This window comes from Shewanella mangrovisoli, from assembly GCF_019457635.1.
In the GTDB taxonomy this organism is placed as follows: domain Bacteria; phylum Pseudomonadota; class Gammaproteobacteria; order Enterobacterales; family Shewanellaceae; genus Shewanella; species Shewanella mangrovisoli.
The window spans coordinates 2408946-2424726 of record NZ_CP080412.1; the positions used below are offsets into that span (position 1 = coordinate 2408946).

Consider the following 15781-nt stretch of genomic DNA (forward strand, 5'->3'; position numbering starts at 1 on the left):
GGTAGTTTTATTATTTGACCCGGTAGCCTAAGACACCATCTGACGTCCCGGTCTTTTTTATTCCACTTCAGAGTCACGGACATCCCCACAGTGTCCCTGAAAATTTAGAATTTTGTAGCCTATCTTGTAGCGAATAGTGCGCCGCGTTAAACCAATTACGCTTCAACGGGCGAGGTTAAGAATTTATCATAACTGTTAAAATCATATTGTATGACTATTTACATGTCAACTCACTGTTTGACGCAATAGGAAAGCAAGATCACATTTCGCTAAAATGCGTCGCATAAGGCGGTTCCAATCTATCTATTTGAAATAAAATAATTTAATTGAAATAAATAAGGGTTTAGTAGCTAAAGCACCGTCATGATTGAATAGCTATAACAGGTCACGCAAGCTGACCTTAACGTCAAATGTTTTGCAAAATCTCACAAATCTCTGTCACAAGATATTTACTTCTATCCCCATAATGCTAATGTAACTTTAGTGTTACAGTAGTATTGTATTACTTTTACATTTGATACATTGATACACGCTAACCTAATTATCAAACACAACAATAAAAGGAACGACGCTCATGGTGCTTAAACGCTCATTCGTGTCAGCAAGCTTGATCATGGCACTAGCCTCCTGTGGTGGGGACGACAGCAGCTACAGTGCGAACGACACAAATACCTTTACCCCTCCAGCCCCTGTGACATCGGCAGATCCAACAATTGCAGGTGAGGTGAGCTACAAAAATGCAGTGGTTCATGATCCTTCCATCATTAAAGATACCGATGGCACCTATTATGTTTTCGGCTCACACTTGGCGGTGGCTAGTTCTACCGACTTAATGAACTGGACACAAATTGCCTCTGATGGTGCAGCCGAGAGCAGCCTGTTTAATACCTATGAGTCAGAAATCGCGGAAGGCACCGCATGGACGGGCGGCTTTGTCGGCTCATGGGCACCGGATGTAATAAAGCTTGCCGACGGTAAGTACCATTTCTATTATGACTTCTGTGGTGGTCCCGATAAGATTGATTGCGTATCGCGCTCCTATTTGGGGATGGCCACCTCGGACAATATTCTTGGTCCCTATGTAAACCAAGGCTTGATCTTAAAGAGTGGTCAGGTTGGGGCCGAAAATCCTGGCGTGAATGGTCAAAACTACAACGGTTTTGTCGACCCTAACGCTATCGATCCCGCCGTGTTTTACGATAAAGATGGCGGTCTATGGATGACCTATGGTTCCTATTCCGGCGGGATCTGGGTGATGCAGTTAGACCCTGCAACGGGTAAACCGTTAGCGGATCAGGGCTATGGCACTAAGATCATGGGCGGCAATTACAGTGCCATCGAAGGTTCATACGTCATCTACAGCCCAGAATCCGAATACTATTATATGTTTACCTCCTTTGGCGGCTTCGCCCAAAAAGACGGTTACAACATTCGTATCTCTCGCGCTAAAAATCCTAACGGTCCCTATGTGGATGCCGCGGGTCTCGACATGATTGGCGCAACGGCCGCAGGCAATATCGCCGACTATGGTGTCAAACTGATGGGCGGCTTCCAATTTGTGGCCCACCCGGGCGATGTGGGTCATGATCACGGTTACCTGTCACCCGGCCACAACTCCGCTTTTTATGATGCACAAACGGGCAAATACTTCTTAGTATTCCATACGCGCTTCCCCGATACCGGCGAAGGTCACAGCGTGCGCGTACATGAGCTATTTCTCAACAGCGATGGTTGGTTAGTTGCCTCACCACAGCGTTATGCACCGATCAACGGCGCTAACATTGTCGATGAAATCGATGTCACCGGTGATTATCAATTTATTAATCACGCAAAAGATATTAATACCGCGGCACACAAATCAGTCCATGTGAAGTTATCCCGTACTTGGACTAATAAAGGCAGTGTGTCTGGCGATGTGACTGGTACATACCAACAGGGCGATGACAACCAAATCACCTTAATGCTAGACAATTTAGGCACGTTTGAAGGCGTACTCGCCTGGCAATGGGATCCTGAGCAAAACAAACTCATGCCGACATTTAGCGCCATTTCTAATGATGGGGTGAGTATTTGGGGCGTGAAGCTCACCGATAAAACCACTGAGGAAATTTTAACGGCATCGGTAAACGGCATTAGCCTGCCGACCGAAGCCACCGAAGGTAAGATCGCCTTACCGACACAAGGTACCCGTGGAGCAACTATCGAGTGGCAATCGAGCGATGAGTCAGTGATCCGTGCCGATGGCACCATTATCCGACCCAACGTGGGCGAGGGCGATAAGGTCGTCACCTTAACCGCCACGATTATGGTCAATGGTAAGAAGGTGACTAAAACCTTCCAAATCACCGTGTTTGCCCGTAAAACCTATAACCGTATTGCTCAGTACAGCTTCGAGAATAACCTCAAGGATTCCTTAGGCTTATTTGGTGATGGTCAACCCACTGGCGATAGGATCTTCAAAGCAGGTGATGCCATTGGCTACGCTACAGGCTTTGAAGGACAAGCCCTATCATTAGATGGTGCCCACGGGGTGTTACTGCCATCGGGCATTATCTCCAGCTACGAGTACACTGTGTCTTTCTGGGCAAGTCCTGCGGTTATCACAGGATTTACCACGGCATTCTTCGGCGCAGTTAACGAGCAAACCGCTGAAGATGGTAGTAAGTTCTCAAACACTTGGGTCAGCTTGCTGCCACAGGGCTGGGACGGTAATACCATGTTCTGGAGCCATAATATCGATACCAGCGGCAGCTCAGTGCTGGAGACCTGGTTTGATGGGGTAACAGGTGAGCGCATCGCTGAAAACACTTGGTCGCATCTGGCGTTCTCCGTCAATAAAGGGCTAGTTAAAGTCTTTATCAACGGGGTTGAGCGCTTCAGTAGCGGTAACCTTGCCAACTACTATACGGGTGCACAGGGTATTTTCGGTCTTGGTGTTAACTACTGGGATCTGCCATACAACGGCCTTATCGATGAGCTAAAAGTATATGAAGCGGCATTAACGGCTGAAGAAGTCAAAGCCCTCGATATTGACAAGTTAGCCGACAGTGAACTCTTGTCCTCAGCAACGGCCATTCTGGAGCTAGGCGACTTATCGGCGGTGCGTGAAAACATCGAACTGCCAGTCACCGGTCCTTATGCTTCGGCAATTACTTGGGTCTCTTCCGATCCAACCATTATCGATACCCGCGGCACGGTCAATCAGCCAGGGCGTGAGGATACCGATAAGGTGGTGACCCTAACGGCGACCTTAAAACTCGGTCAAGCGACACAGACGAAAGTCTTCACCGCCACAGTTAAGTCTAAGGCGCCGCCAACACCGGTCGCTGTCTACAGCTTCGAAGACAATCTTAACGACAGTACCGCCAACTTCGGCGCGGGCACTGTGGTGGGTAACCTGATTGGCGTTGAAGGCGGTAAAATCAGCTATGTGGATGGCGCGGTAGGCAAGGCGGCGGTCTTTGATGGTGCCTCTGGTATTGTATTGCCGAATAACCTTATCAAAGACTACACCTATTCAGTGTCAATGTGGCTCAACCCTGAGCAGCTGAATAAGTACACTACAGCCTTGTTTGGTTATGCGACTGATTCTAGCTGGACCAGCGTCTTACCAGGCGGTCAAAATGATTATGAGCGCATGGTGTTATGGTCAGGCACAGCATGGTACGACGGTAGAACCGGTTTTGTGATGCCAAAATCCCAATGGACGCACCTGGCGTACACTGTGAATGGCGGCGATGTGAAGGTCTATATCAATGGTGAATTGAAGTTTACCGGCGCGAACTTCCCGAACATCTTCTCAGTACCGACCACTAAGTTTGCGGTTGGGGTCAACTTCTGGGATACGCCTTTCAAAGGGGCAATCGATGAAATCAAGTTCTATGACGAAGCGATTACTGAACAAGATGTAGCTGATTTATTTGGTGAATCTAATCAATAATCGAGATTAGCTGTCTATACTAAAAGCACCCATTCGGGTGCTTTTTTATTGTCTGCTACATGGCAACAGAATTGTGGTTATCCGTGACTAAGGAATTTGATGACTGTTTTTCGTCTATTTATGCTAACGACACTTACCATGTTGGCCTTTGCCTGTAACTCGATACTTTGCCGGCTTGCGCTCAAGGATGGCAGTATCGATGCAGGCAGCTTTACCCTGATCCGCTTGTTGTCTGGGGCCATCATGCTCTGGCTATTAAGCCTAAAAAAACCTGCACCGGAGGCCAAGGGCCATTGGAGCTCAGCCTTGGCATTGTTCATCTACGCTGCGGGGTTTTCCTACGCCTATATCAATATGACAGCCTCAATGGGGGCTTTATTACTCTTTGGCGCCGTTCAAGCCACCATGATTGGCTATGGACTGTACCGAAAAGAACCCTTTAATACCAAACAATGGCTTGGGTTAGCCTGCGCAGCCGCGGGCTTGATTTTTCTGTTGTTGCCCGGGCTGTCGGCGCCGCCGCTTTTGAGCTCATTACTGATGATAAGCGCTGGAGTCGCTTGGGGGATCTATTCGATTAAGGGCAAGGGGGCCCAGCATCCCATTCCAATTAGTGCGGGCAACTTTATCCGCACAGTGCCGATGGCACTGTTATTACTGCTATTAGTTCGAGATCCCTTAGCGGTAAGTCAGATGGGAATTATCTATGCCTTGGCGTCAGGCGCCATCGCTTCTGGCGTAGGTTATGCAATTTGGTATTCTATATTACCTTTATTGTCATCCACCTACGCCGCAACAGTACAATTGAGTGTGCCGTTAATTGCCGCTGTTGGGGGAGTGCTATTGCTGGGTGAACCCCTGAGCCTTCGATTATTGGTTGCCTCCTGTGCCATCCTCGGTGGCATTGCACTGGTTGTCCTTAGCAAATCTGCACCACAAAATAAAAGCTAAATAGAAAGAAACATTTATCTTTTCCTTTTGCCCTTGCGTCATCCAACGCCTTGTTTAAGAATAAGGCCATTCTGGGTAAAAGGATGTCTTGAGTAAATCATGCAAACGGTCACGGTTGGCGAGCTGTTGATGACAATCCCTGTTGGCAACCGCCTTGGTGAAGGTGTGTTATGGGATGAGTTACACCAATCAATTTGGTGGACCGACATTTTATCCGCTGTGATTTATCGTTTTCATCTTGCCTCCCGCACCTTAGATATTTTCACCATGCCGCACCGCGTCGGCTCTTTTGGCCTCACGGCAAAGCCTACAACACTTATCGTCGCATTCGATATTGGTATTGCATTCTATGATATTGAAGATCAAAGCCTGACATGGCTGGCGCAGCCAGAGGCTCAGATTGAGGGGAATCGCTTTAACGATGGTCGCATCGATAGGCAAGGGCGCTTTTGGGTGGGCACTATGGTGGAACAACGTCATAGTGAAGCACAACACGCCGCCCTGTATTGCATTGACGAGAATGGGAATTGCCACCAACGCCTAACGCATCTCGAAATCTCCAACGGTCTATGCTGGAGTCCAGATGGACGAACGCTCTACCATGCCGATTCGCCAACACATCAAATCCATCAATATGATGTTGATATTCAAACGGGGTTATTGAGTCGTAAGCGCCTTTTTGCGACCACCAGCCATCATATTTTCCCTGATGGCTCAGATGTCGATGCAGAAGGTTACCTCTGGAATGCCCAGTGGGGCGGTGGCCAAGTGGTGCGCTATCGTCCCAATGGTGAAGTCGACCTTATCCTTAAATTGCCCGTTACCCATCCAACCAGCATCGCCTTTGGCGGGGAAAGACGCGATCTGTTGATCGTCACCAGTGCCAAACACTCCCTTGAACCATCGCAATTAGAGCAAGAGCCGCAAGCCGGCGATCTGTTTATCTACCGATTAAATGGGATTTGTGGCTTAGACAGTCCGCGCTTTAACAGTTAGTTTGTGATAAAACTCGCTAACAGCGGTTATTGAATCAATCGTTAAAACCATTCTTTAAATCAATCTTTATAACTTTGGTTAATAGCATTATTGAATCGATTTGCTGATTAAAAAACGCTCAAATCTGAGGGGGGATAAGTGATTTTCTATGGTGTTTTCATCACTCAAGTGGCAACTATTCGCTGCTGTTTATACCGCTTAACTCACTGCTAGCCACACTGATAGAGGCCACTGTTAGCAACATCCATTGGAAAAACGGTTGTTTTCTGCCGATCATTTCTCTTAAATTGTGATCTTGCTCTAAAAGTGCTTAATCGGTATTTTCATTCATATTTCGACCAATCGCCGTCACTTTTGTGATGCGCGTCAACAATAAGATTTACCCCCAATGGAACTTGGTACAAAGTGGACAAAATGGCCAATCAAAATGTCCACATCAATAAAACCACTTTAATATCGCAAACTGTATATTTCATAGATTCTAATTCCGGAAAACATCATATAAGCAACTTATTTTGGCCAAATGTTCTTTTGAAGGCTTAATGTGATTTTGATCACCTGTTAGAAATTGTCATTATTAGTCACTTTTTTATACTCGCACCATGAGTAGGGTTAAGTTCTCTACTCAAGCCTGCAGCGTACGCGCTGCAACTTAGTGAGCACATAAAAGAGAGTGTGTGAAATGACAATGAATAGACGACAGTTTTTTAAACTCTGTGCTGTGGGAGCCGCGACTTCTGCTATTTCTGCACTAGGGTTGATGTCCGAAAAGGCATTTGCATCCGTCAGAGGTTTTAAATTGCTGCGCGCAAAAGAGACGCGTAACAATTGTTGCTACTGCTCTGTGGGTTGTGGTTTGTTGATGTACAGCCAGAGCAGCAACGGGAAGAATGCAGAGCAGAGCATTTTTCATATTGAGGGTGATGCCGATAATCCGATTAACCGCGGTGCTCTGTGTCCTAAGGGCGCGGGCTTGGTTGACTATGTAAACAGCCCGCACCGTTTGAAATATCCTGAAGTGCGTTTACCCGGTTCGGATAAATGGCAGCGCATTAGCTGGCATGAGGCCTTTAAGCGTATCGCAAGACTCATCAAAGACGAGCGCGATGCCAATCTGGTTGAGAAAAATGCCCAAGGTCAAACCGTTAACCGCTTAGTCAGCCTAGGCATGATGACCTCATCGGCCCAAGCAAACGAAGGCTGCTACATCACCCATAAATTTGGCCGTGCCATTGGTATGCTAGGGATAGATAACATCGCCCGCGTTTGCCACGCCCCAACACCGGCCGCAATGGCGCCCACCTTTGGCCGCGGTGCTATGACTAACCACTGGGCGGATATGAAAAATACCGATCTGGCCATTGTGATGGGTGGTAATGCTGCTGAAGCGCACCCCGTCGGCTTTGGTTGGGTGACAGAAGCGATGGAGCATAACAACGCCAAGTTGATTGTGGTCGATCCGCGCTTTAACCGCAGTGCCGCCGTCGCCGATTTATATGCGCCTATTCGTTCGGGCACTGATATTGCCTTCCTGCTCGGCATGATCCGCTATCTGCTCGAGACGCAACAAATTAACCTTAACTATGTCAAAGCCTATACCAACGCCTCGTTTATCGTGCGGGAAGACTATGAATTTAACGACGGTTTATTCAGTGGCTACGATGAAGCTAACCATAAATACGACCAATCCACTTGGTTCTATGAGTTAGATGAAGAGGGCTACGCTAAGGTTGACCCTAGCTTAAGTCATCCTCGCTGCGTGATTAACCTGTTGAAAAAACACGTTGAGCGCTACGATCCTGACACAGTATCCAGCATCACGGGTACGCCGAAAGACGCCTATCTTGAAGTGTGTCAGCAAATTGGGGCGACCCATGTTGACCATAAAGCTGCAACCTTCCTGTATGCCCTCGGTTGGACACAGCACAGCGTCGGCGCACAAAACATCCGTACCATGGCGATGATCCAATTGCTGCTAGGCAATATGGGGATCATGGGTGGCGGCGTGAATGCACTGCGTGGTCACTCAAACGTTCAAGGCGCGACGGACTTAGGTTTATTGTGCCAAGGATTACCTGGCTACCTTAAACTGCCACAAGATAAAGATGTTGATTTACAAAACTATTTAGCCCATTACACCCCTAAAGCCTTAAGACCAAACCAAACCAACTATTGGCACAATTACCCAGCCTTTACCGTGTCGTTGTTAAAAGCCTTCTTCGGTGATCATGCCACCGCAGAAAACGATTATGGTTATGACTGGCTGCCAAAGTGGGATCAGCAATACGATATCAATAAGCAAATCGACATGATGGTTCACGGTGAAGTTAATGGCTACTTTATCCAAGGTATCAACGCACTTAACTCCCAGCCTGATAAGCAAAAAGTGTCTAAGGGCTTATCGAATCTGAAGTTCTTAGTAGTGCTTGATGCGCTGGCAAATGAAACCTCCAGCTTCTGGCGCAATGCGGGTCAGTTTAATGATGTGGATACCGCCAGTATTCAAACTGAAGTATTCCGCTTACCAACTACCTGTTTTGCTGAGGAAAGTGGTTCAATTGCTAACTCGAGCCGTTGGTTACAATGGCACTTTAAGGGCGCCAATCCACCTGGCGAAGCCTTATCTGATCCGGCAATTCTTTCTGGCATCATGCTGGAATTAAAGCGTTTATACCGTGAAGAGGGTGGCCGTTTACCTGAGCCTATCGAAGCTATCAAGTGGGATTATGCGATGGAGCATGAACCCAGCTCCGAGGAAATCGCGCAGGAGATGAATGGTTATGATCTCACGACCGGTAGGCTACTCAATGGCTTCTCCGAGTTAAAAGCCGATGGCTCAACCTCATGTGGTATTTGGGTTTACTCAGGCATGTGGACCGAAGCGGGCAACCTCATGGCGCGTCGCGATAATAGCGATCCGTCTGGTAAAGGCATTACTCCGAATTGGTCATTTGCTTGGCCAGCTAACCGCCGCATCTTGTACAACCGCGCCTCCTGCGACGTACAAGGTAAGCCGCGCGATCCGAGCCGTGTGCTGCTCGAATACAAGGACAACAAGTGGCAGGGCATTGATGTGCCTGATTTTAATGCCAAGTTGAATGCCGAAGATTCGGCACATCCTTTCATCATGCAAGCCGATGGTGTTGGCCATTTATTTGCCCTGCGTGACTTAAAAGATGGTCCATTCCCAGAGCATTATGAGCCGTTCGAATCGCCACTGGCGAGTAACCCACTGCATCCTAAAGTCACCAATAATCCGGTGGCGCGGATGTTCAAAGGCTTGCGTGAAAGCTTTGGTACCAATGAAGAATTCCCCTATGTCGGCACTACTTACTCGATGACGGAGCACTTCAACAACTGGACCACACATTGCCAGCTGGCTGCTATTACCCAGCCACAACACTTTATCGAAATCGATGAAACCTTGGCGGCGGAAAAGGGCATCAATAACGGTGATTGGGTCAAAGTGAGCTCCAAGCGCTCGCATATTGTCACTAAGGCCTATGTCACTAAACGACTCCAACCCATGATGGTTCAGGGCAAAAAAGTCCACACCATTGGTATTCCACGCCATGGCAGTTACGAGGCCTTGACGCAGAAGAGTTATATCGTCAACGAGCTGACTTCATCTGTGGGTGATGCCAACACCCAAACCCCTGAATATAAAGCATTCCTTGTAAATATTGCCAAAGCGGAGGGCTTCTAATTATGGCTTCTCAAGATATTATCCGCATCTCAGGCACCACGGACATCACCCCTGCGTCACAAGCACGCATTGGTGCGGTCCAGCAGGTGACTAAGCTGTTTGATGCGACTAAATGTACCGGCTGTAAGGCCTGTCAGGTTGCCTGCTCCGAATGGAATGACCTTCGTGAAGATGTCGGTACTTTCCAAGGCAGTTACCAGAACCCGATGATACTGTCGCCCGAAAGCTGGAACATAATGCAGTATCACGAAGTGATGGATAACAATAAGTTGCGTTGGCAATTTACTCACACTGCCTGTATGCACTGCGCCGATCCAGCCTGCTTAAAAGCTTGTTCAACCAGCGGCGCGATTGTGCAACATGCCAATGGCACAGTGGATTTTGACTCGAACAAGTGTATTGGCTGCGGTTATTGCGCCAGTGCCTGTCCTTTCAACGTGCCGAAGATCAGTGCCAAAGATAACAAAGCCTATAAGTGCACCCTGTGCTCGGATAGGCTCGCCGTTGGCCTTGAGCCTTCCTGCGTTAAAACCTGCACCGTGGGCGCACTGCGTTTTGGTACCCGCGAAGACATGTTGTTCTATGCCGAAAAACGCATCGAGCAGTTAAAGGAACGTGGTTTCAGCAAGGCGGGACTATATAACCCCGAGGGCGTTGGCGGAACGCATATGATGATGATCCTCCACGACATCACACAACCCGAAACCTATGGCATGCCAAAGGATCCGCAAATCCCCGCCGCCACCGAATGGCGTCAAGATTGGCTCAAACCTTTGGGCACCGCAGGCTTGCTCGCAACGGCGGCATTCGCTCTGATACACCGCATTGCGGTAGGGCGCAACATCGTCGAGGAAGATCAGCCCGGTTACATTGATGCCAGCGCCACAGAGGAGGAAAAGCAATGAGTCATAAAGAGATGATAGTGCGCCATAAGCTCGTTGATCGTCTGTGTCACTGGACCATAGTCTTTGTGGGTTTAGTGACCTTTTTAACGGGATTCTCGTTTTTTTACCCTTCGTTCCAGTGGCTGAGTGGCATTGTTGGCACACCACAACTGGCAAAAGTGATGCATCCATTCTTCGGGATCGCCATGTGTCTGCTGCTAGCGGTGATGCTGATCCGCTATTACCAGCACAATAAGTGGAATAAGTACGATTTGCCCTGGATGAAAGCCGTGGTGTGGGTGTTACTGCAAAAAGAAGAGAACATTCCGCCCGTGGGCCATTACAACCCAGGTCAGAAAATGTTATTCCGCGCCTTTGTGGTTTTTGTACTGGCGTTTCTGATCAGCGGCATCATGATGTGGCAACCTTATTTTGCCCCCATGTTCTCGGCAGAAGCCGTCAATTGGGCCACCTTAGTCCACTCGGCCTGCGGCATATTAATGCTGTTATCCCTAGTGGTACACGTATGGATGGCCTGCTGGATTGAAGGCTCGATCACAGGGATGCTCTACGGCAAAGTCTCTAAGGCTTGGGCTCGTAAGCACCACCCAGCCATGTTAGAAGAACACGAGGAAAAATAGCGATGAAGATGGCCAGCGATATCCCGTTAAGTTTTGTTGATAAATCCCCCTTAGCATTAAAACCGCTAAAAGCGGCAAATCCTGAGAAAATTTACCAACATAGAGCACGTCGTTTAGCCCAATTAGCGCAGGATTCTCCGCTGGCGGATTATCTCAAGCTCTGCCAAATCCTAGTGTCGACGCAGCAAAAACTTGCGGCAACGGATATGGGCCCAGCACCAATGATTGACGCTGAGGTGCCATATCCGTTGTCCCTAAGCCAAACTCAAACGGCTCAGGATTGGTTAAAAGCATTGCAAGCATTGCTAACAGAATTGGTATCTCAAGTGCCCACGCATTTAGTGCCTGTTCTACAGGAGTTACAACAGCAGTCGCCAACTCAATTGCTAGAGTGGGGCACTCAACTAAGGCAAGGGGAGTTTAGTGCCGTGCCTGCGCAGTACAGCCTATTTATTTGGGCGGGATTGTCCTTGTATTGGTCACACTGGGCTCCCATGGTGATTGCACGAATGGATGTGAATAAGGTTAAACAGTCTAGCCTTTGCCCGGTGTGCGGTAGTCATCCTGTCGCCAGCATGATTGTCGATGAACCACGGGAAGGGCTGCGCTATCTGCATTGCAGTCTGTGTGAAAGCGAGTGGCACTATGTGCGCGCGCATTGTACCTGCTGCGAGCAATCCCGGGAGATGTCGATTTGGTCCTTTGATGACCATAAGGCAGCCGTGCGGATTGAGAGCTGCGAGGCGTGCAAGGGATACACTAAGATGTTGTTTACCAACCGTTTGCCATTGTTAGATGCGGCAGCGGACGATATCGCATCGATGGGATTGGATGCCGAGCTCAATGCAAAGGGCTATGGTGCCACCACGGTAAATCCACTGTTACTTGCACATGAGGCCTAAACAATAAAAAGGATGAATAAACAGGGCCATGGATGGTTTTTTGATAATGTCTGTTCCATTCGGTCACACTTAGGGTGTGACCGAATGGTCATCGACTGTGATATCAAACTAACTGATTCAAATCTTATTCGTGCGCTACGTGAAATCTGCAAAACTTGCAGGGGCAATCTTGCCAAATATTCACGTAGGAACGCCTTGAAAATAGCGTAGAAGTAACCCATCAAATGTATCTATCCCTTGATTAAACAAAAATCAACGGTATGCGCTAAACGATGACAATCTTAACCCTTTATTGGGCGGACAATTAAACGCATAGGGAATGATAGCTTTCCATATTCACCAATACTTAATTTAACATAATATACATTGTGCGCAGTTTTGTGTGGGAGGGATTTGGGATGCCGACTCGAAATTAGTCAATACCTTGTAGATGGTCTAATGGCTTATTGAAGGCGCTTTCGTGTCTTTCGATTTGTGTGGTATGCAAATATTTCGATGTGGTGTCGATACTCTCATGGCCTGCATCGGCTTGTACATGTGATAACGGCCGACGATTGATATTGATGTCATGGGTGATCCCTGTGTGCCGGATATTATGCGCGGTGAGTTTTCGCATTTGCTCGGCATCGTGATTAAAGCCATCGATTTGCGCGTTATCCGCTGCGAGATTGATAATGGTCTGAATATCTTCGCGGATTTGCCGGATCCCAAGATTGGCATTCACAAGACCCGCATCACGGCCACGACCGGCAGCGCGATGGCGTACGAACAAAGGATGATGCTCGCCTTGGCTTGGAAAATCGGACAGCCCTAAAAATTGCCGATATTTGACTAAACCATCGAGTAACGCCTTAGAAATCGCCACGCTTCGTTTTTTGCCGCCTTTACTGAGTGGAATGTGAAAACTCCAAATGCCTGTCTGTGGATTTTGCCTAAATTGCCCCATAACCGGTGAATAGCCAACCCGCGCCGAAACATCCGAAATGCGCAGATAACAGGAATAAATCAATGAAATCAAGAATAAACTACGTTGATGCAATTCTGGGAACTCAGTAGCCAACTGAGTGACTGTACTCATAACATAGGACCACTGTAACTCTGTGAAAGCCAAGCTGTTTTCTTCTTCATCAGTTTGCCTTTGATACAGCTTGTTCTGCGCAAAGCGGCTGTGATTCAACCAAATTTGCGCGGGATTACGCTCGCAAAACTCCTCGCTCATTAAGTAACTGTAAAACGAAGATAAAATGGCAATCTTGGTTTTTAGCGCATTATCGCTCAACACATAGGGTTGAATTTGCCCTAACTGTTTCTTGCCCACAAATGGCCGCCAAAGGCTGTTTGGTACCCGTTCATCGCGCAATTTGTCCAATTTAAATTGCGGCACATTAAAATAGCCGATCAGTTCCAGCGGCGGCGCCAAGCAGTAATCCACATAACGACTCATATCCTTACGTAATACCTGTGTGGGCGACATTTTCGCAACATCAAAGCACCAATGCAGGAACGTGGTCAGTTCACTTCGATAGGCTTTATAGTTGTTTTCACTGTGTTTTTGCTCAAATAACCAATCAGTTGCGTGTTCCATCACTAAACCCGCGTCGGGCACATCAGATAAGCTGACTTGAGTGATGTATTGATTCACCACACTGTTGCCATATTGTATGAATTCAATTGAATCAAACAGAGGTAAAACTGGAGGAAGCTGCATATTAACTTTAAAATTTAAATATTTACTGCATGATAATACTTAAACGCAAATGCCGATAACGTTATTTATCGGCATTAACCAAAAACTCAATTTGCGAGCAGCTTGTTTGCGTACATTGCTGGCAACTAATGCGTTTTTGACAGCAAATCAGACAAAGCTGCCAGACTTTACGTTTAGATTGACTATCGAGACACGAGAAATCCGCCGCACATAACTTACCTTCACGGATAAGCTGCGCGAGTTTCTCCTCAGAAATCGATAAATTGATCCGCTCGGCCATATAAATCCCCTGCTAATAATCCTGTCTCGATAATATCAAGATGAGAATAGTTATCAATAATCTTGATTCAATAATGCTAACTCCCCCACTTTATTAATTTTTTCAAATTATCTGATTGGCTTCTACTACACTCTAACTGTGTGACGCTCCTTTATGTGATGAGGTATCGGATGGTGATTGATCTTACAAACAAAAAGCCGTTGTTCTCCGCGAAGAAAGCCACAGAAATATCCCCCGCTGCCGCTCCGTGGAAGATCCTTGTTGTTGATGATGAACCCGATGTCCACACAGTCACCAAACTTGCTCTTTCACGTTTTCGACTCGATGGCCGTGCCCTCACCTTTATTAATGCCTACAGTGGTGAACAGGCCAAAGAACTACTCGCACAGGAGCAAGACATTGCCGTTGCCTTTATCGATGTGGTGATGGAGAGCGACCATGCTGGGCTCGAGCTGGTCAAATGGATCCGCGAAGTGCAAGTGAACAAAAATATTCGACTCATTCTACGTACAGGACAGCCCGGACAAGCCCCCGAAGAAGATGTGATAGTCAATTACGATATTAATGATTACAAAGCAAAATCTGAGCTCGATTCCCGCAAGCTGATGACCAGCGTCTACTCTTCGTTGCGATCGTACCGCGATATTATGGAAATCGAACAAGCAAGACGGGCGCAAATGAATCACAGAATGGGTTTAGAGCGCGTGCTTGAGGCTACCTCGGGCTTGTTTGAACTGCGAACGCTACATAAGTTTGCCGATGGACTCCTGACACAAGTCGCCACCCTACTCAACCTCGATACTGAAACCTTATTACTCACCTGCAATGCGATGGATGCGATCAGCGGCCATGTGGATTCGGCCGAAATCGAAATCCTGGCGGGAACAGGCCAGTTTGCCAATAGCCCTCCACATAAGGAGTTACCTGAGCATATAAGCAAATTACTACGTAGCGCCTTAATGCAAAAACGCTGTCTATACGAAGAAAATTGTTTTGTGGGTTACTTCCCGACAAAGAGCGGGCTTATCAACCTACTCTATATGGATGGCATTGATAAAATTGATGATTTGGACAAAAAACTGGTCGATATCTTTGCCATAAACGTCGGGGTTGCCTTTGAGAATCTACTCCTAAATCAGGAAGTCGAAGATACTCAATCAGAGCTGATCCTGCGCTTAGGCGATGTGGTCGAGAGTCGTTCTAAAGAGGCCGCCAATCATGTGAAACGCATGGCGGAATATTGCGCCCAGCTTGCGTTATTGGCGGGGTTAACCGAAACCGAAGCCGACTTGCTGCGCCGCGCTTCACCTATGCATGATATAGGTAAAATCGCGATCCCCGATGCGGTGTTACTCAAACCCGGTAAGTTAGATGATCAAGAATGGTCAGTGATGCGCCAACATCCAACTATTGGCTATCAAATTCTCGCGAATTCCGAGCGGCCGATCCTTAAAGCGGCGGCGATTATCGCCTTGCAGCACCATGAAAAATATGACGGCTCTGGCTATCCAGGCAATTTACAACAAGATCAAATTCACATTTTTGCCCGCATCGTTGCCATCGCCGATGTGTTCGATGCCCTGTCTCACGCCCGTTGCTATAAAGCGGCATGGCCATTAGACGAAGTGATAGATGAAATGCGCAAAGGTGCGGGTAAGCATTTTGACCCCGATTTGCTCGAACTCTTTATCAATAACATCGATATTTTCGTGCGGGTCAAAGAGAGTTGGAAGGATCATGACGAATAATGAAAATAAACTTAAAAATCAGTAG

Annotated in this window: 10 protein-coding genes; 8 read left to right on the plus strand and 2 right to left on the minus strand. The window is 47.5% G+C overall.

Going from position 1 to position 15781, the window contains the following annotated elements; translation table 11 throughout:
* Window positions 1-574 precede the first annotated feature (574 nt).
* The 7 genes from K0H60_RS10530 to fdhE all read left to right on the plus strand — a co-directional run bounded on the left by K0H60_RS10530 (window position 575) and on the right by fdhE (window position 12020).
* On the plus strand, window positions 575-3940 hold the full coding sequence (locus K0H60_RS10530; RefSeq protein ID WP_220055680.1) for a LamG-like jellyroll fold domain-containing protein: 3366 nt from the start codon (window positions 575-577) through the stop codon (window positions 3938-3940).
* 99 nt (window positions 3941-4039) lie between these two features.
* Window positions 4040-4891 (plus strand): DMT family transporter, encoded by an 852-nt coding sequence (locus K0H60_RS10535; RefSeq protein WP_220055681.1) that lies wholly within the window; start codon window positions 4040-4042, stop codon window positions 4889-4891.
* Between the two features lie 99 nt (window positions 4892-4990).
* The gene (locus K0H60_RS10540; RefSeq protein WP_220055682.1) at window positions 4991-5887 is read left to right on the plus strand and encodes an SMP-30/gluconolactonase/LRE family protein; all 897 of its coding nucleotides are present in this window, start codon (window positions 4991-4993) and stop codon (window positions 5885-5887) included.
* Between the two features lie 688 nt (window positions 5888-6575).
* Window positions 6576-9593: a formate dehydrogenase-N subunit alpha gene (gene fdnG, locus K0H60_RS10545; RefSeq protein WP_220055683.1), complete on the plus strand. Its 3018-nt coding sequence runs from the start codon at window positions 6576-6578 to the stop codon at window positions 9591-9593.
* Between the two features lie 2 nt (window positions 9594-9595).
* The gene (gene fdxH, locus K0H60_RS10550) at window positions 9596-10498 is read left to right on the plus strand and encodes a formate dehydrogenase subunit beta (protein WP_220055684.1); all 903 of its coding nucleotides are present in this window, start codon (window positions 9596-9598) and stop codon (window positions 10496-10498) included.
* Complete coding sequence (locus tag K0H60_RS10555) at window positions 10495-11118, plus strand: formate dehydrogenase subunit gamma (protein ID WP_023265795.1); 624 nt, start codon at window positions 10495-10497, stop codon at window positions 11116-11118. Before fdxH ends, K0H60_RS10555 begins: the two co-directional genes overlap by 4 nt.
* Window positions 11119-11120: 2 nt before the next feature.
* Complete coding sequence (fdhE, locus tag K0H60_RS10560; RefSeq protein ID WP_220055685.1) at window positions 11121-12020, plus strand: formate dehydrogenase accessory protein FdhE; 900 nt, start codon at window positions 11121-11123, stop codon at window positions 12018-12020.
* Window positions 12021-12432: 412 nt separating this feature from the next.
* On the opposite strand, the gene K0H60_RS10565 is transcribed toward fdhE, so the two are convergent.
* Entirely contained in the window at window positions 12433-13728 is a 1296-nt protein-coding gene (locus K0H60_RS10565; RefSeq protein ID WP_220055686.1) for a tyrosine-type recombinase/integrase, read from the minus strand.
* Window positions 13729-13789: 61 nt separating this feature from the next.
* Window positions 13790-14008, minus strand: coding sequence for a hypothetical protein (locus K0H60_RS10570; protein WP_088212369.1), 219 nt, complete (start codon window positions 14006-14008; stop codon window positions 13790-13792).
* Between the two features lie 170 nt (window positions 14009-14178).
* On the opposite strand from K0H60_RS10570, the gene K0H60_RS10575 reads away from it, so the two are divergent.
* Window positions 14179-15756: a DUF3369 domain-containing protein gene (locus K0H60_RS10575; RefSeq protein WP_220055687.1), complete on the plus strand. Its 1578-nt coding sequence runs from the start codon at window positions 14179-14181 to the stop codon at window positions 15754-15756.
* Window positions 15757-15781: the final 25 nt, after the last annotated feature.

Bases quoted from the DNA above. Each gene is read 5' to 3' on its own strand.
- K0H60_RS10530 (WP_220055680.1), top strand. From the start codon at position 575: ATGGTGCTTAAACGCTCATTCGTGTCAGCAAGCTTGATCATGGCACTA.
- K0H60_RS10535 (WP_220055681.1), top strand. From the start codon at position 4,040: ATGACTGTTTTTCGTCTATTTATGCTAACGACACTTACCATGTTGGCC.
- K0H60_RS10540 (WP_220055682.1), top strand. From the start codon at position 4,991: ATGCAAACGGTCACGGTTGGCGAGCTGTTGATGACAATCCCTGTTGGC.
- fdnG (WP_220055683.1), top strand. From the start codon at position 6,576: ATGAATAGACGACAGTTTTTTAAACTCTGTGCTGTGGGAGCCGCGACT.
- fdxH (WP_220055684.1), top strand. From the start codon at position 9,596: ATGGCTTCTCAAGATATTATCCGCATCTCAGGCACCACGGACATCACC.
- K0H60_RS10555 (WP_023265795.1), top strand. From the start codon at position 10,495: ATGAGTCATAAAGAGATGATAGTGCGCCATAAGCTCGTTGATCGTCTG.
- fdhE (WP_220055685.1), top strand. From the start codon at position 11,121: ATGAAGATGGCCAGCGATATCCCGTTAAGTTTTGTTGATAAATCCCCC.
- K0H60_RS10565 (WP_220055686.1), bottom strand. From the start codon at position 13,728: ATGCAGCTTCCTCCAGTTTTACCTCTGTTTGATTCAATTGAATTCATA.
- K0H60_RS10570 (WP_088212369.1), bottom strand. From the start codon at position 14,008: ATGGCCGAGCGGATCAATTTATCGATTTCTGAGGAGAAACTCGCGCAG.
- K0H60_RS10575 (WP_220055687.1), top strand. From the start codon at position 14,179: ATGGTGATTGATCTTACAAACAAAAAGCCGTTGTTCTCCGCGAAGAAA.